Source organism: Streptomyces mutabilis, from assembly GCF_014649815.1.
Taxonomy (GTDB): Bacteria; Actinomycetota; Actinomycetes; order Streptomycetales; family Streptomycetaceae; genus Streptomyces; species Streptomyces mutabilis.
Genome location: NZ_BMTT01000011.1, coordinates 1 through 16,134, shown reverse-complemented (window position 1 = coordinate 16,134; position 16,134 = coordinate 1). Strand labels below are relative to the sequence as shown.

Genomic DNA, 16,134 nt, shown 5'->3' with positions numbered 1-16,134 from the left:
CGCGTGCCACCGGGTCCGTCGCTACGCGGTGCGGGCCCGGCGCAGCCAGTACAGGGCCGACAGCGGCAGCAGCACCGGGATGAAAAGGTAGCCCATCCCGAAATCCGACCACACGGTCGCGTCGGGGAAGGCGGACGGCTCCACCAGTGTCCAGGTGCCCACCGCGAGGACGCCCACCAGCTCGGCGGCGCAGCACACCAGCGCCGCCTTGCGGGCCGTCTCGCCACCGCGCACCAGGGTGCAGGTGATGAAGCCGTAGACGACACCCGCGAGCGCCGAGAGCGTGTAGGCGAGCGGCGCCCGGTCGAACTCGGTAGCGATCTGGTACACCGAGCGCGACACCGCGCCGACGACCATCACGCCGTACAGCCACACCAGCAGGATGCCCGGGCCGCCGATCAGTCGCTGCCGGCCCGCCCGCTCTGGTGTCGCCACCATCTCAGCCTCCCCAGATGTCATAGAGCCGCACCTCGAGGACGGCGAGGACGACGCCACCGGCGGCCACCGTCACCGAACCCCAGCGGGTGCGCTCCGCCAGCGACATGAAGCCCGCCGCCGGGACGCAGGCGAAGGCGCCCAGGAGATACGCCACGAAGATCGTGGTGCCCTGCTCCGGCTCCTCGCCCCGCGCCAGCAGTACGGTCCCCGCGACCAGCTGGATCAGCGCCAGCACCGAGACCACGGCCATGCCGATGAAGTGCCAGTCCTTCGTCGGCTGGTCACGGTAGGCCGCCCAGCCGCACCAGGCGGCGAGCAGCAGCGCGGCGACGCCGGTCACCAGCGTCAGGACGTCAAGCATGGCGCCGACCCTATTACGCCCCAAAAGCCCCGCCGCCTCCGACCCCGCTCGCGCCGCCCCGCCCGTGCCGCCCCGGAAGCCGCGAGGGGCGGGCCACGGAGAAGGCGGTGCCGGCTGCGTCCACCGTGGCGTTGGCCACAGACCGCCGGGTCGCCGGACCCGCACCCCGCACGGCGGTCACCGACGCGCACGCCTTGTCGGAACTGGTCATACGGATCGGAGGGCGGGGCCGGTGTCGCGTCCCGCCGCCGGGCCCGGCGTCCGGTCACCGCCCACGGGTGTCCAGCATCCGGACGGTCGTCTCCGGTCAGGACCGCCCGTCTGCTTTACTGATCGCATGAGCACGACGAGCGACCGCACCCCTGCGACCGAGGCGACGATGACGCCCGGTGCTCGTTGTATGTGTCGAATGTGCGCCTTCTAGAGGGCCCCTGCACCACCTGAGCCTCGCGCCCCGAAGCGAGCGCCCGCTCGAGTCCGTCCCCGCGCTCCGCGCCCGCGGCCGAGCCACGCCCCGCGCACACGTTTCTCCCCGGTTCACCGCCACCGCGCATCGCCACCGCGAGAACCGTGCCGCGTTCCGAAGGTCCCCCCGAACCCCGAAGAACAACGCCCCCCGTGCCCGGCGCACACCAGCGCGTCGCGCACTCGACAGTGACGGAAACCCACGTGATCACCACATCGGGCCTGACCAAGGTCTACCGCTCCCGCGGCCGCGAGGTCACCGCCCTGGACGGCGTCGACCTGCACGTCCGCGAGGGCGAGGTGTACGGCGTCATCGGCCAGTCCGGCGCCGGCAAGTCCTCGCTCATCCGCTGCGTCAACCTCCTGGAGCGCCCCACCGCCGGCACGGTCACCGTCGCCGGCCAGGACCTCACCGCGCTGGCGGGCCGCGGCCCCCGCGCCGGCAAGGAACTGCGGCAGGCGCGCAGCCGTATCGGCATGGTCTTCCAGCACTTCAACCTGCTCTCCTCCCGGACCGTGCAGGACAACATCGAGCTGCCGCTGGAAATCCTCGGCAAGACGGGGCAGGAACGTTCCCGCAAGGCGCTCGAACTGCTCGACCTGGTCGGTCTCGCCGACAAGGCCAAGTCCTACCCCGCCCAGCTCTCCGGGGGGCAGAAGCAGCGGGTCGGCATCGCCCGCGCCCTGGCCGGCGATCCCAAGGTGCTGCTCTCCGACGAGGCCACCAGCGCCCTCGACCCGGAGACCACCCGCTCCATCCTCCAGCTGCTGCGCGACCTGAACCGGCAGCTCGGACTGACCGTCCTGCTCATCACCCACGAGATGGACGTCGTCAAGAGCATCTGCGACTCGGCCGCCCTCATGGAGAAGGGGCGCATCGTCGAGTCCGGCACCGTGAGCGACCTGCTCGCGACGCCCGGCTCCGCACTGGCCGCCGCCCTCTTCCCGGTCGGCGGCGACCCGTCCGGGGACGACCGCACCGTCCTCGACGTCACCTTCCACGGCGAGGCCGCCACCCAGCCGGTCATCTCCCACCTCTCCCGGACCTACAACATCGACATATCGATCCTGGGCGCCGCCATCGACACCGTCGGCGGGCTCCAGGTCGGCCGCATGCGCATCGAACTGCCCGGCCGCTACGAGGACAACGTCGTACCCGTCGGCTTCCTGCGCGAGCAGGGCCTCCAGATCGACGTGGTGAACAACGACGCGGTCGGCGACGGCCAGCCGCTGCTGGTGAAGGAAGGTGCCAAGTGACCTGGTCCGAGATGCAGCCCCTGCTGGAGCAGGCCGGTCAGGAGACCCTGATCATGGTCGGCTGGTCCACCCTGCTCGCGGTCGTCGGCGGACTCCCGCTCGGTATCCTGCTGGTCCTCACCGACAAGGGCGGCCTGCTGCAGAACACCGTGGTGAACAAGGTCATCGGGCAGGTCGTGAACATCGGCCGCTCGCTGCCGTTCATCATCCTCATGGTCGCGCTGATGACCTTCACCCGCTGGGTGACCGGCACCACCATCGGCAGCGAGGCCGCGATCGTGCCGCTCGCCATCGGCGGCATACCGTTCTTCGCGCGCCTGGTCGAGACGGCCGTCCGCGAGGTCGACGGCGGACTCGTCGAGGCCGTCCAGGCCATGGGCGGCAACACCTGGACCGTGGTCCGCAAGGTCCTGGTCCCCGAGGCGCTCCCGTCGCTGATCGCGAGCACCACGACCACGATCATCGCCCTCATCGGCTACTCCGCCATGGCCGGCACCGTCGGCGGCGGCGGCCTCGGCGACCTCGCCGTCCGCTACGGATACAACCGCTTCGAGTCCGGCCTGATGTGGGTCACCGTCGCGATCCTCGCCGTCGCCATCTCGCTCATCCAGTTCGCCGGCGACGCCACCGCCCGCGCCCTGCACCGCCGCGGCGGACGCTCCGGAGCCGCCCCCCGGCTGCGGCTGCTGAAGACCGAGGAGCCCGCCACGGCCGACGTGAGCAAGGTCGCCTGAACGACCGCCCCCCAGACTCCCCGTATTACCCGAGACGGGGTCGCACCACCAAGGAAAGGCACTTTTCGTGCGTAACACCGCCAAGATCACCACCGCCGTCCTCGCCGTCGGAGCCCTCACCCTCGGGCTCTCCGCCTGCGGCTCGGACAAGGACACCGCCTCCGACACCTCCGGACCGCTGGTCGTCGCCGCCAGCCCCGTCCCGCACGCCGAGATCCTCAACTACGTCAAGGACGACCTGGCGCAGAAGGCGGGGCTCGACCTGGAGGTGAAGGAGGTCACGGACTACGTCACGCCGAACACCTCCACGGAGGACGGCTCGGTGGACGCCAACTTCTTCCAGACCACCCCGTACCTCGACGACTTCAACAAGAAGCGCGGCACTCACATCGTGTCCGTCGTCGACGTGCACCTGGAGCCCCTCGGCCTGTACTCGAACAAGGTCGACAAGGCCGCGGACCTGAAGAGCGGTGCGACCGTCGCCGTCCCGAACGACACCGTCAACGAGGGCCGCGCCCTGCAGCTGCTCGCCGCGAACGGCCTCATCACCCTCAAGGACGGCGTCGGCACCACGGCGACCCCCGCGGACATCACCGAGAACCCGAAGAACCTCAAGTTCAAGGAGCTGGAGGCGGCCACCACGCCGCGCTCCCTGGGCGACGTCGACGCCGCGGTCGTCAACGGCAACTACGCCATCGAGGCCGACCTCAAGCCGGCCGAGGACGCCCTGGTCCTGGAGTCCGCCAAGGACAACCCGAACAACAACCTCCTCGCTGTCAAGGAGGGCCAGGAGGACGACCCGCGGGTGAAGAAGCTCGCGAAGCTCCTCACCTCGCCCGAGGTGAAGAAGTTCATCGAGGACAAGTACGACGGCGCCGTGCTGCCGTCGTTCTGACCCCCTCCACCCGCACCACGGGGTCCGCTCCGCCGGAGTGGACCCCGTGGTGCGGTTGAGTGCTTTCATGCTGCATGCTGGGCAGTTCGAGCAGGCCCTGACGGCTACACAGGTTACGGAGCGGCGCATGACGAGCACCTTCCCCAACATCTCCATCAGCACGGAGCGGTTGGTGCTGCGCCCCCTCGACGAGGACGACGTCGCGGCTCTCGCCGCCATGATGAACGACGAGCAGGTCGCCGCCTGGACCCACGCCCCGCAGCCCTTCACCGAGCAGGACGCCCGCACCTGGATCGGTGACCGCGCCCCCGCCGAGCGCACGGCGGGACGGGGACTCGACCTGGCCGTCACCGAGTTCCTCACCCAACGGCTGGTCGGCGTCATCCAGCTCACCAAGACCAACTGGCACGTACGGTCCACCGAGATGTCGTACATAGTCGCCCACTGGGCGCGCGGCGAGGGTTACGCGTCTGAGGCGGCGCTCGCCACCGCCCAGTGGCTCTTCGGCGACCAGAAGTTCGAGCGCGTCGAGCTGCGCACCGCCGCCGACAACACCGCCTCCCAGCAGGTCGCCCAGAAGATCGGCTGCATCAGCGAGGGCGTCCTGCGCAACGCCTGCATAGCCCGCGTCCACACCGACGACGACGTGTGGACGGACGTACGCACCGACTTCATCGTGTGGAGCCTCCTGCCGGAGGACCTCGAGGGAGCGACCGGGCCGCTGACCGACGACGGCGGTTTCGGCACCTTCCCCGACTGGAACTGATCCATGGGGCCGGTGGCGCCGACGCCCCGCCCCGAGTCCGCAGCGGGTACCCTCACGGGGCGCACCCGCGAACGGTTCCGCGACACGACCCGCAAGACCCCTGGAGACTGACGACGATGGCCGACCGGGTCACGGTGATCGGCTGGGACGGTTCGCCGCTGACCGCCGCGGCACGCTCCGCGCTGGGCGCGGCCACCCTGGTGGCAGGCGCCGCCCACCACCTGGCACTTCCCGAGGTACCGCCCGCCGCGGAACGCATCCGCCTCGGCAGCGTCGCCCTCGCCGCCCGCCGCATCGCCGCCCACCGCGGCACCGCGGTCGTGCTCGCCGACGGCGACCCCGGCTTCTTCGGCGTCGTACGCACCCTGCGGGCCCCCGAGTTCGGCCTGGAGGTGGAAGTCGTCCCGGCCGTCTCCTCCGTCGCCACCGCCTTCGCCCGCGCAGGCATGCCCTGGGACGACGCCCACGTGGTCGTCGCCCACCCCCGCACCCTGCGACGCGCGGTGAACGTATGCCGGGCCCACACCAAGGTCGCCGTCCTCACCTCCCCGGGCGCCGGTCCCGCCGAACTCGGCCTGCTGTTGGAGGGCATCCACCGCACCTTCGTCATCTGCGAGGAACTCGGCACCACGCGCGAACAGGTCACCGTCGTCACCTCGGAGAAGGCGGCCGACCACACCTGGCGCGACCCGAACGTCGTCATCGTCGTCGGCGGGAGCACCGGCCCGGGCGCGGCGGGCGACGGCACCGGCTGGATCGCCGGCCGGGGGCCCGCCGCCGGGCCGCGCGGCTGGTCGCTGCCCGCCGAGGCGTACGGCGGTGACCTCGGCGAGGGAGAGACCGAGCTGCTCCGCACGGCCCAACTCGCCCGGCTCGGGCCCCGCCTCGGCGACCTCGTGTGGGACATCGGCTGTGGCGGCGGCGCCTTCGCCACCGAGGCCGCCCGCGCCGGCGCCGCCGTTATCGCCGTCGACCGGGACCCGGACGCCTGCGCCCGCACCGAGGCCACGGCCCGACACTTCGGAGTCCAGCTCCAGATCGTGCACGGCACCGCCCCGCACGTCCTGGAGAACCTCCCCGAACCCGACGTCGTGCGTGTCGGCGGCGGGGGAGCGGCCGTGGTCTCCGCGGTCGCCGACCGCCGTCCGCAGCGCATCGTCGCGCACGCCGCGACCCGTGACGCGGCCGAACTCGTCGGCAGGGACCTGACGGAACACGGCTACCGGGTCGAGTGCGCCCTGCTGCAGTCCGTCGGACTCGACACCCGGGCCTGGACGGAGACGGAGCGGAGCGTTGTGTTCCTGCTCAGCGGGGTACTCCCGGACCGCGCCCCGTGATCGGTTAGTCGTACCGCGCGGGGTAGGCTGGCGGATTGTTGTGCCGCACCCGGACACCCGACCATTCATCGGTCGATGTCCGTAAAAGCCCGCCTGTTGCGGAGTCCGGTGTGGTACGGCAGCACCGGAGGACGCGCAACGTGGCGCAGTCCACAGCGGGCCGTCGCGGATCAAGCTGTCGTGACGGGGCAACGACCGCGACAATGCCACTCAATGGCTTTGTCGTCATTTCCGACGGGTCGTTCGTGCCGCTGGGCACGCACGCTCGTTCTCACTACGGGGCGGTCGGTGCGCCGTCCCGGGCGAGCTGGTCGTAGAAGCACTAACCGATGGGCGAGGGGTTACGCATGACCGACACCGGCCAGATCCCGGGCGAGGGGCTGCCGGAGAACGCAGGCATGGTGGAGCAGCCGGGCGTCCCCGCACCCGGCGCGTACACCTACCTCTCCGAGACCACCGCCGAGGACGAGGACCTGTTGTTGCTGCCGGGAGCCCAGAGCGCCTGGGGCAACGAGGTCGCGCCGCCCGCGCCGGAGCCGGTCGTCGAGACCGTGCACCAGCCGGGCCCGCACGAGACGTCCGGCCGCGACAGCGGCTCGGTCGACCTCGGCGGCGTCCGTCTGCCCGAGCCGGCGCACGAGCCCGCGTCCGCCCCCGCCCCGCCGCGCAGGCCGCTGCACCTCGGTCCGCCGATCCCCGACACCTCCGCCAGCCCGGTCCGCTCGCTCGCCGACCGCGGCCCCGCCGACGCGCCGGTGCGCCACACCGGCCCGGCGACCTCCGGCCCCGAGTACCTCGACGTCCCCCAGGCGGCCGCGATGCCTCCTCAGGGTGCGGCGCCCTGGGACGCGCAGGCGGCTGCGCAGGCCCAGCAGCCGGCCGAGGCGCCGGTGGGCACCGGGACAGCTCGTGCGGAAACGGTTATTCCGGCAGCGGACCGGGCCCCCGAGCCGGTGGGCGCCGCCCAGGCCCTCGTGGCCCGCGTGGCGACGGAGGCCGTGGCGGCGACGGGCGGGGAGACCGGCGAGACCGAGGGTCCGGCCGCGGACGCCCACGCCGAGGTCTCGGACCGGACCGGGGGTGCGCCGGGAGACGCCGACGGTGCCGGCGCCGTGTCGGGTGACGGGACGACGTACGGCAGGGAGACTCCGGCCGGCGGTGACGAGGTGCGGGAGGCCGTGGCCGAGCCCGTGGTGGCTCAGGCGCCTGTACCCGAGGTCGTGGCCGACGCCGTTGCGGAAGAGACTGCCGCGCCCGAGGTCGTGGCCGACGCCGTTGCGGAAGAGACTGCCGCGCCCGAGGTCGTGGCCGACGCCGTTGCGGAAGAGACTGCCGCGCCCGAGGTCGTGGCCGACGCCGTCGCGGAAGAGACTCCCGCGCCCGAGGTCGTGGCCGACGCCGTCGGGGAAGAGGCTCCCGCGACGGACACCGTGCCCGGTCCCGAGGCCGAGCAGGCGTCCGCGGCGGTCCTCCCGGAGACGGGAGCGGAGGAGGCCGCCGCGCCGGACCAGGCGTCCGACCAGGCTCCGGCTGACGAGGCGGGCGCCGTGGAGCCCGCGGCCGATGCCGTACAGCCGGTGGCCGATGCCGTTCACCCCGTGGCGGAGGCCCCTGGGCCGTCGGTACCGCAGACCGAGGCCGCCGAAACAGCTGATGCCGCCGAGACCGCCGAGGGGACTGTGCCGGAGCCCGCGCCGGCGGAGCAGCCGACCGAGTTCTCCGAAGCCGCGCAGCAGGGTGCGCCGCCGCAGGGAGCCGACCCCGCCGCGCAACCGGTCGAGCCGACCGGCGTCCCGGAGGCGGGTCAGGCGGTGCGGCGGGCCGAGATTGCCGAGGACGTGCAGGAGGCCGAGTCGACGCAGGTCCCCGGCCCCGCGCAGGTGGTCGAGTCGTCCCGGGCACAAGACGTCGCGGAGACGGCGCCCCAGTCTCCCGAGCCCGTACCGACGGTGGCCGAGCCGACCGACGTTCCCCAGCCCGTACAGACGGCCGAGCCCACCGAGGTCCCCGAGCCCCAGGAAGCACCGCCTGCCGAGGCGCCCGTGGCCGAGCCCGACCGGGCCGCCTCCGTCGTCGCGGCCGGTCAGGCACCCGGCGAGTCCGCCGCCGAACCCGCCGGGCACCAGCCGTTCCCGCAGACCGCGGCCGCCACCGGGCAGCCCGCAACGGCGCCGGAGACCTCCGCACAGCCGACGGACACCGCACAGCCCGTCCAGGCGGTGGAGGACCGCCCGCACGCGGACGTGCAGGCCGCACCCGAGCAGGTCGCACCCCAGCCCACCCCACCCCAGGACGCCGGCACGCACTCCGTCGCACACCAGCCGGAGCCCCAGCCCGTCGCCGATGCCCAGCCGGACGCCCGGCCCGCCCCGGACGCCCGGCCCGCCCCGGACGCCCGGCCCGCCCCGGACGGCCAGTCCGCCCCGCGTGACGCGCAGTTCGCTCAGGGCCCTCAGTCCCTCGTCGGCACCGACGTACCGCCGGAAGCGGACGCTTCGCACCCCGCGCCCGAACCGGCGGTGGCCGACGCGGCATCGGCGGACGGCGTCCGGTCCGAGCCGCACCCGGACCAGCCCGCGGAGCAAGGTCCCGACCAGCCCGTGGGCCAGTTCGTGCCGGTCGACGGCGGGCAGGTCCCGACCAACCCGCATCTCGCGCCGACGCCCCACGAAGCGCTCGTCGTACCGCCGCAGACGTGGGAGACCCAGGCGGCTCAGGCTCCTCAAGAGGCCCCGGGCACCCAGGACGCCCCGCAGGCCTCGGAGCCCGTGGCCCCGGTCCCCGCCCCGCGCGAGGCCGACCCCGAAGTCGCCCAGAACGCCGACGACCTGGACACTCGAGCCGCCGACCAGGAAGACCCGCACGACGTGAGCGCGACCGCGGAGGCGGAAGTACGACAGTCCACCGGCCCGGCGGCCCCCGCCTACGCCGACGCCGAACGCGAGGCCGTCCTGAAGGTCATGCGCGAACGCCGCGACATCCGCAACGGCTTCCGCAGCGACCCCATCCCGCACGAGGTGCTGCTCCGCGTCCTCGAGGCCGCCCACACCGCGCCCTCCGTCGGCCACTCGCAGCCCTGGGACTTCGTCGTCATCCGCTCCGCCGACACCCGCCGCGCGATGCACGAACTGGCCATGCGTCAGCGCGACGCGTACGCGAAGTCGCTGCCCAAGGGCCGGGCCAAGCAGTTCAAGGAACTGAAGATCGAGGCCATCCTCGACACCCCGGTGAACATCGTCGTCACCGCCGACCCGACCCGCGGCGGCCGCCACACCCTGGGGCGGCACACCCAACCCAAGATGGCGCCGTACTCCTCCGCGCTCGCCGTCGAGAACCTGTGGCTCGCCGCCCGCGCCGAGGGCCTCGGCGTCGGCTGGGTCAGCTTCTTCGACGAGCGGGAGATGGTCCGCGCCCTGGGCCTGCCCGAACACCTGGACATCGTCGCCTACCTGTGCGTCGGTTACGTCGACGAGTTCCCGGACGAGCCCGAGCTGATGCAGGCCGGCTGGTCCAAGCGCCGCCCGCTGTCCTGGGTGGTCCACGAGGAGACGTACGGCCGCCGCGCCCTGCCCGGAGAGGAACCGCACGACCTGCTCGCCGAGACCGTCGCACAGATCCGCCCGCTCGACGCCAAGGCGCTCGGTGAGGCATGGGAGCGCCAGAAGCGCATGACCAAGCCGGCCGGGGCGCTCGGCATGCTGGAGATCATCTCCGCGCAGCTGTCCGGCCTGTCCCGGCAGTGCCCGCCGCCGATCCCGGAGCCCGCGGCCGTCGCGGTCTTCGCCGGCGACCACGGGGTGCACGCCCAGGGCGTCACCCCCTGGCCGCAGGAGGTCACCGCCCAGATGGTGGCCAACTTCCTGGGCGGGGGAGCCGTCTGCAACGCCTTCGCCACCCAGGTCGGCGCCGAGGTGTGCGTCGTGGACGTCGGGGTCGCCGCCGACCTGCCCGCGACGCCCGGCCTGCTGCCCCGCAAGGTCCGCGCGGGCACGTCCGACATGACGGCCGGCCCCGCGATGACCCGCGAGGAGGCCAAGCAGGCCATCGAGGTCGGTATCGAGACTGCCCGCGACCTGGTGGCGGCGGGCAACAAGGCGCTGCTCACCGGCGAGATGGGCATCGCGAACACCACCGCCTCCGCCGCGCTCATCTCCGTCTTCACCGGCGCCGACCCGGCCGAGGTCACCGGCCGGGGCACCGGCATCAACGACGAGACCCTGGTCCGCAAGACCGAGGTCGTGCGCCGGGCGATCGAGGTGCACCAGCCCGACCCGGCCGACCCGATCGGCGTCCTCGCCGCGGTCGGCGGCTTCGAACACGCGGCCATGGTCGGCCTGCTGCTCGGTGGCGCCTCCCTGCGCACACCGGTGATCCTGGACGGCGTCAGCGCCGGTGCCGCCGCACTGGTGGCCCGCGCGATCGCCCCCGAGGTCCTGGCGGCCTGCATCGCGGGTCACCGCAGCGCCGAGCCCGGCCACGTCGCCGCGCTCAACAAGCTCGGCCTGCGCCCCCTGGTCGACCTGGACCTCCGCCTCGGCGAGGGCACGGGCGCGCTGCTCGCGCTGCCGATGGTGCAGAGCACGGCGCGGGCGATGCACGAGGTCGCGACCTTCGACTCGGCGGGCGTGACGGAGAAGTAGCCACAGCGGGGCGGGCGGCGCGACCGGCTGTTCCGCGCCGCCCACCCCCGTGGGCCCCGGACCCCGCCGTACACCGGACCGGCCTCGTACCGCCCGTGCCCGTCTCCTAGAATCCGCACGTATCCCCACGTGACCCCACGTATCCGCACGTCAGGGCCGCTCCGATGCCGCAGCGCCGCCCGCCGCACCGCCAGGACGAGGAGCGCTCCCGCATGGCTGAACACCCCGCCTACCCCGTAGGCCTCCGTCTGACCGGCCGCCGCGTGGTGGTCCTCGGCGGCGGTCAGGTCGCCCAGCGCCGCCTCCCGGCCCTCCTCGCCGCTGGCGCGGACATCCGCCTCGTGTCCCCCGACGCCACCCCCTCGGTCGAGGCCATGGCCGACGCGGGCGAGATCACCTGGGAGCGGCGCCCGTACGAGGAGGGCGACCTGGCGGACGCCTGGTACGCCCTGATCGCCACCAGCGACACCGCGGCCAACGCCGCCGCCTCCGCCGAGGCCGAGCGGCACCGCGTGTGGTGCGTCCGCTCCGACGACGCCGACCGGGCCACCGCCTGGACCCCGGCGACCGGCCACAGCGAGGGCGTCACCGTCGCCGTGCTCACCACGGACGCCCGCGGCCGGGACCCCCGCCACACCGCCGCCATCCGGGACGCGGTCGTCGAGGGCCTGCGCGACGGCACCATCGTCGCCCCGCACCACCGCACCCGCACCGCCGGAGTCGCCCTGGTCGGCGGCGGACCCGGCGACCCGGACCTGATCACCGTCCGGGGCCGCCGTCTGCTCGCCGAGGCCGACGTCGTCATCGCCGACCGGCTCGGCCCGCGCGACCTGCTCGCCGAGCTGCCGCCGCACGTGGAGGTCATCGACGCGGCGAAGATCCCGTACGGCCGCTTCATGGCCCAGGAGGCCATCAACAACGCGCTGATCGAGCACGCCGAGCAGGGCAAGGCGGTCGTACGGCTCAAGGGCGGCGACCCGTTCGTCTTCGGCCGGGGCATGGAGGAGGCACAGGCGCTCGCCGAGGCGGGCATCCCCTGCACGGTCGTTCCCGGGATCTCCAGCTCCATCTCGGTCCCCGGCGCCGCCGGCATCCCGGTCACCCACCGTGGCGTCGCCCACGAGTTCACCGTGGTCAGCGGCCACGTCGCCCCCGACGACGAGCGCTCCCTGGTCGACTGGCCGTCCCTCGCCAAGCTCACCGGCACGCTCGTGATCCTCATGGGCGTGGACAAGATCGGCAAGATCGCCGAGGCCCTCGTCGCACACGGACGGTCCCCCGAGACTCCGGTAGCCCTCGTCCAGGAGGGCACGACGGCCGCCCAGCGCCGGGTCGACGCCACCCTCGGCACGGTCGCCGAGACGGTCGTCGCGCAGGAGGTCAAGCCTCCCGCCGTCATCGTCGTGGGCGAGGTCGTCGGCGTCGGCCCGCACGGGACGGCGTGACATGGCCGACCTCATCACGATCCACGACCCCGACGACCCGCGCCTGCACGACTACACCGGCCTGACCGACGTCGAACTGCGCCGCCGCCGCGAACCCGCCGAGGGCCTGTTCATCGCCGAGGGCGAGAAGGTCATCCGGCGGGCCGGCGAAGCGGGCTACGGGATGCGCTCGATGCTGCTCTCCGCCAAGTGGGTCGACACCATGCGCGACGTCATCGACGAGGCCCCCGCACCGGTGTACGTCGTCGACCCGCAGCTCGCCGAACGCGTCACCGGCTACCACGTGCACCGCGGCGCGCTCGCCTCGATGGCGCGCAAACCGCTGCCCGCGGCGGCCGACATCCTGACCACCGCCCGGCGCGTGGTCGTCATGGAGTCGGTCAACGACCACACCAACATCGGCGCGATCTTCCGCTCCGCCGCCGCCCTCGGCATGGACGCGGTACTCCTCTCCCCGGACTGTGCGGACCCCCTCTACCGGCGCAGCGTGAAGGTTTCGATGGGCGCGGTCTTCTCGGTTCCCTACGCCCGCCTCGACACCTGGCCCGCCGGACTGGCGACGGTGCGCGAGTCGGGCTTCACGCTCCTCGCCCTCACCCCCGACGAGCGGGCGAAGTCCCTCGACGAGGTCGCCCCGCACCGCATGGACCGGGTGGCCCTGATGCTGGGCGCCGAGGGCGACGGCCTGTCCCGGCGGGCCCTGGCGGCATCCGACGAACGGGTCCGCATCCCGATGTCCCACGGCGTCGACTCCCTGAACGTGGGCGCGGCGGCGGCGGTCGCCTTCTACGCGGTGACGACGGGCCGGCCCACGGCGTAGACGTCGGCTACGGGATTCGTCCGGCGGTCCGCCGTCCGGCGTCGACGCGGCCGGAGGGAGCCCGCCGGGCGGGGCGCGCGCCCGCGGCCGGCCTCTACCAGAGGACCGTTGACGAGGCCGACGGGGTGACGCGCCTACGGGCCGACGCGACCGACGGGCCGACGATCCGGCCCACGCGCCGCCCCCCCCGCACGAGGACCGCGTCATCCGATCCCCGGCCGCCGGGCACATCCGGAGCCTCAGAGACCGGGTACCTGCCCCTGACCGGGCGTGTCATCCCGTACGTCCACCCGCTCCTGTGCCGCCCGCACCCCGTCCCGCTCGTCGCCGAGTCCCCGAGACGGCCCCTGACAGCCCTGCGCGGCGGCGATGCCGAGCGCGACCAGCAGCGTCACGACCACGAACACGAACAGCCGCTGCCGCAGCAGCCGCGGGTTCGCGGGCCGCCGCCAACCGGTCCCCGTGGTCCGCGGCGCCGTACGGCCGGCCCCGCTGCGCGGCGCGGACCGGCCCCCGCTGTCGTGACGGGAGGCGCTCCCGTTGCGTCCCGTGTTGCTGCGGGATCCGCTCCCGGTGCGTCCCGTGTTGCTGCGGGAGGCGGGCGTGGGCCGCGAGCCCCCCCGTGAGCCCGTACCGCCTCCGCGCGACGCGTTGCCGCCCCGGGCCGAGGCCCCGCCCCGCGACGGTGCGCCACCGCGCGAAGGCGTGCCGCCGCGTGACGCGTCGGCCCCGCGGGCGGGCCCGGGGCCCCGGGACCCGGAGGTGTTCCTCGGGGCGGGGGTGCCCTGCGCACCCGGTCGGCCCTGTGGACGCCGCTGCGCACGTTCCGGGTAGGTGTCGGCGAGCCGCCCCGTCGGCAGGTCCGCCTCCGCGCTGCGCGGCGCCGGCGGCCGTACGTCGGCCAGGCCCTGGGCCTCCCGGGCGGCGATCTCCTTGAGCCGCAGAGACAGTTGCAGTGTGCTCGGGCGCTCCTCGGGGTCCTTGGCCAGGCAGGCCCGCACCAGCGGGGCAAGGGCGTCCGGGACGCCGTCCAGCTGGGCCTCCTCGTGCACCACGCGGTACAGCATCACCTCGGAACTGCCGTGCCCGAAGGGCGAGTCGCCCATCGAGGCGTACGCCAGTGTGGCACCGAGCGAGAACACGTCCGTGGCCGGCGTGACCGCCGCCCCGCGCACCTGCTCCGGCGCGAGGAACCCGGGGGACCCGACCGCGGTGCCGACGTGCGTGAGTGTGGAGGCACCCGTGGCCCAGGCGATGCCGAAGTCGATGATCCGCGGCCCCTTCGGGGACAGCAGGATGTTGGACGGCTTCAGGTCCCGGTGGACCACGCCGGCCTCGTGCACCGCGACGAGCCCCTCGGACAGGGCGGCGCCCACAGCGGCCACGTCGGCCGCACCGAGCGGGCCTCCGTCGACGACCTTGTCGTGCAGGGAGGGGCCGGGCACGTACTGCGTCGCGAACCAGGGGCGGTCCGCCTCCAGGTCCGCGGCGACCAGCCGCGCGGTGCAGCCGCCCCGGATGCGCCGGGCCGCCGAGACCTCGCGGGCGAACCGCGACCGGAACTCCTCGTCCTCGGCCAGATCCGGCCGGATGACCTTGAGCGCGACCCGCTGCCCCTTCTTGTCGGAGCCCAGGTAGACCACGCCCATTCCACCCGCGCCGAGCCGCCTGTGAAGCCTGAACGAGCCGACGACGCGCGGGTCCTCGCGCCTCAGGCGCATCATCGCCATGTTCATCCCCGCTGCCCGGTCCCTGTGACGTGCCACAGCTTACGTTTCCATGGCCGCCCGCGCGCAGAGGCCGCGCCCTCTCGGGGCGAGGGATTGTCAGTACCGGGTGGGAGAGTTGAGGAACGGTCAGGGAACGCGAGGTCCGTCCGGCCGGGGTGGCGCCGGCCTTCCCAACCAGCCGCCGCGGTGCGGGCATTGGGCCGGGCGCGGGTGAGCGGGCGGAAGTGGCGGAGACCCCGTGGCGACGGCACGCGCGCGCCGTGGTGGCGTGCGGGGACGAGCGGTGGAGGGAGGCGGGCGTACGCCGGGGCGTGGCCGGAGAGAGCGATGTCACCGGACAGTACGGATGAACAGGGATACTTCGGGCGCCCCCTCGGGGAAGACCCCGAGGCCCGGGACCCGGTCTCCACCCAGAGGAGTACGTACCGGGGCATGGCTCATCCTCCGGGAGGCCCGGCAATCGGTACGAGGGCATGACGTCCGGTGACCGCCGGGCGCCTAGATTTGAGGTCAAGCGGCGGGTGCAGCACTCGTCCCCCGAGGTCAGACGCCCGCCGCTGCCAAGACAACGGAAACGGTCAGGAGAGGGACCATGGCCCAGACGGTACCGCGGACGCTGGTCCGCACACGCGGAAGTCGCCGTCAGGGACGCCGTCACCCCTTGGTGGCGACGGTCATGGCCCTGCCCCTGGCGGCCCTGCTCCTCCTCGTCTTCGACGGGTGGGAGACGGTGGCCACACAGGCGTCGTCCGTGGGTGTGATGCTGGGGCGCTGAGCGGCGACCCCAGGCCCGGAAGAGCGGTCCGGGCGGGGACATCCATCCATGAAACCCCGTGGGGACGGGGGTGCGGCGGACGGCAAAATGCCGGCGCAGCTGGGGAGCTGCGCCGGCATTGCTCTTCCCGCCCGGGAGCTCCCGGCCCGTCGCCGGGGCTTCCCGGCGCTGCGAGCCGATGTGCGACGCGGCGTCGGTGCCTCCGAGCTTCGGCCACATGCTCTTCTCCAGCTGAGCCGGCTGATCCGAGCGAAAACCACGACGAAGCCCCCGGACCGTGCGAGACGGCCGGGGGCTTCGGTGAGTGTGGACGATACTGGGATTGAACCAGTGACCTCTTCCGTGTCAGGGAAGCGCTCTCCCGCTGAGCTAATCGTCCTGGGAGCACCAGGTGCGGTACTGCGTGCGCGATACTGGGATTGAACCAGTGACCTCTTCCGTGTCAGGGAAGCGCTCTCCCGCTGAGCTAAT

The 16,134-nt window shown here is 73.4% G+C and carries 12 protein-coding genes and 1 tRNA gene; 9 read left to right on the top strand and 4 right to left on the bottom strand.

The genetic code is table 11. The features are described 5' to 3' along the window. Nucleotides 1-21: 21 nt before the first annotated feature. Nucleotides 22-438: a hypothetical protein gene (locus tag IE142_RS21940; protein ID WP_191887339.1), complete on the bottom strand. Its 417-nt coding sequence runs from the start codon at nt 436-438 to the stop codon at nt 22-24. Nucleotide 439: 1 nt separating this feature from the next. After that, complete coding sequence (locus IE142_RS21935) at nt 440-799, bottom strand: hypothetical protein (RefSeq protein WP_191887338.1); 360 nt, start codon at nt 797-799, stop codon at nt 440-442. Between the two features lie 669 nt (nt 800-1,468). Between IE142_RS21935 and IE142_RS21930 the strand changes: the two genes are divergently transcribed. The 8 genes from IE142_RS21930 (at nt 1,469) to IE142_RS21895 (ending at nt 13,158) form a co-directional block, all read left to right on the top strand. Then, complete coding sequence (locus tag IE142_RS21930) at nt 1,469-2,521, top strand: methionine ABC transporter ATP-binding protein (RefSeq protein ID WP_191887337.1); 1,053 nt, start codon at nt 1,469-1,471, stop codon at nt 2,519-2,521. Continuing rightward, nucleotides 2,518-3,255, top strand: coding sequence for a methionine ABC transporter permease (locus IE142_RS21925; protein ID WP_191887336.1), 738 nt, complete (start codon nt 2,518-2,520; stop codon nt 3,253-3,255). Before IE142_RS21930 ends, IE142_RS21925 begins: the two co-directional genes overlap by 4 nt. 67 nt (nt 3,256-3,322) lie before the next feature. Then, on the top strand, nt 3,323-4,150 hold the full coding sequence (locus tag IE142_RS21920; protein ID WP_191887335.1) for a MetQ/NlpA family ABC transporter substrate-binding protein: 828 nt from the start codon (nt 3,323-3,325) through the stop codon (nt 4,148-4,150). 127 nt (nt 4,151-4,277) lie between these two features. Beyond that, entirely contained in the window at nt 4,278-4,916 is a 639-nt protein-coding gene (locus tag IE142_RS21915; RefSeq protein ID WP_191887334.1) for a GNAT family N-acetyltransferase, read from the top strand. Between the two features lie 116 nt (nt 4,917-5,032). Beyond that, a complete protein-coding gene (gene cbiE, locus IE142_RS21910; protein ID WP_191887333.1) occupies nt 5,033-6,253 on the top strand; it encodes a precorrin-6y C5,15-methyltransferase (decarboxylating) subunit CbiE in 1,221 nt (406 codons plus the stop codon). Between the two features lie 347 nt (nt 6,254-6,600). Further along, entirely contained in the window at nt 6,601-10,893 is a 4,293-nt protein-coding gene (cobT, locus tag IE142_RS21905) for a nicotinate-nucleotide--dimethylbenzimidazole phosphoribosyltransferase (protein WP_191887332.1), read from the top strand. 212 nt (nt 10,894-11,105) lie between these two features. Continuing rightward, nucleotides 11,106-12,338: a uroporphyrinogen-III C-methyltransferase gene (gene cobA / locus IE142_RS21900; protein WP_191887331.1), complete on the top strand. Its 1,233-nt coding sequence runs from the start codon at nt 11,106-11,108 to the stop codon at nt 12,336-12,338. A gap of 1 nt (nt 12,339) precedes the next feature. Further along, nucleotides 12,340-13,158, top strand: a complete 819-nt coding sequence (locus IE142_RS21895) for a TrmH family RNA methyltransferase (protein ID WP_191887330.1) — start codon at nt 12,340-12,342, stop codon at nt 13,156-13,158. A 239-nt stretch (nt 13,159-13,397) separates the two neighbouring features. Here IE142_RS21895 and IE142_RS21890 read toward each other — a convergent pair whose 3' ends face one another. Further along, nucleotides 13,398-14,894 carry a serine/threonine protein kinase gene (locus IE142_RS21890; protein ID WP_191887491.1) on the bottom strand — a complete coding sequence of 499 codons (1,497 nt, stop codon included), beginning with the start codon at nt 14,892-14,894 and terminating at the stop codon, nt 13,398-13,400. Nucleotides 14,895-15,480: 586 nt separating this feature from the next. On the opposite strand from IE142_RS21890, the gene IE142_RS21885 reads away from it, so the two are divergent. Continuing rightward, nucleotides 15,481-15,663, top strand: a complete 183-nt coding sequence (locus tag IE142_RS21885; RefSeq protein WP_043375017.1) for a hypothetical protein — start codon at nt 15,481-15,483, stop codon at nt 15,661-15,663. 307 nt (nt 15,664-15,970) lie between these two features. Here IE142_RS21885 and IE142_RS21880 read toward each other — a convergent pair. Next, nucleotides 15,971-16,042, bottom strand: a tRNA-Val gene (locus IE142_RS21880). Between the last annotated feature and the right edge of the window lie 92 nt (nt 16,043-16,134).

Excerpts from the sequence above, each read along its gene's own strand:
- IE142_RS21940 (WP_191887339.1), bottom strand. The coding sequence starts at position 438 with ATGGTGGCGACACCAGAGCGGGCGGGCCGGCAGCGACTGATCGGCGGC.
- IE142_RS21895 (WP_191887330.1), top strand. The coding sequence starts at position 12,340 with ATGGCCGACCTCATCACGATCCACGACCCCGACGACCCGCGCCTGCAC.
- IE142_RS21915 (WP_191887334.1), top strand. The coding sequence starts at position 4,278 with ATGACGAGCACCTTCCCCAACATCTCCATCAGCACGGAGCGGTTGGTG.
- cobT (WP_191887332.1), top strand. The coding sequence starts at position 6,601 with ATGACCGACACCGGCCAGATCCCGGGCGAGGGGCTGCCGGAGAACGCA.
- IE142_RS21885 (WP_043375017.1), top strand. The coding sequence starts at position 15,481 with ATGGCCCAGACGGTACCGCGGACGCTGGTCCGCACACGCGGAAGTCGC.
- IE142_RS21890 (WP_191887491.1), bottom strand. The coding sequence starts at position 14,894 with ATGAACATGGCGATGATGCGCCTGAGGCGCGAGGACCCGCGCGTCGTC.
- IE142_RS21935 (WP_191887338.1), bottom strand. The coding sequence starts at position 799 with ATGCTTGACGTCCTGACGCTGGTGACCGGCGTCGCCGCGCTGCTGCTC.
- cbiE (WP_191887333.1), top strand. The coding sequence starts at position 5,033 with ATGGCCGACCGGGTCACGGTGATCGGCTGGGACGGTTCGCCGCTGACC.
- cobA (WP_191887331.1), top strand. The coding sequence starts at position 11,106 with ATGGCTGAACACCCCGCCTACCCCGTAGGCCTCCGTCTGACCGGCCGC.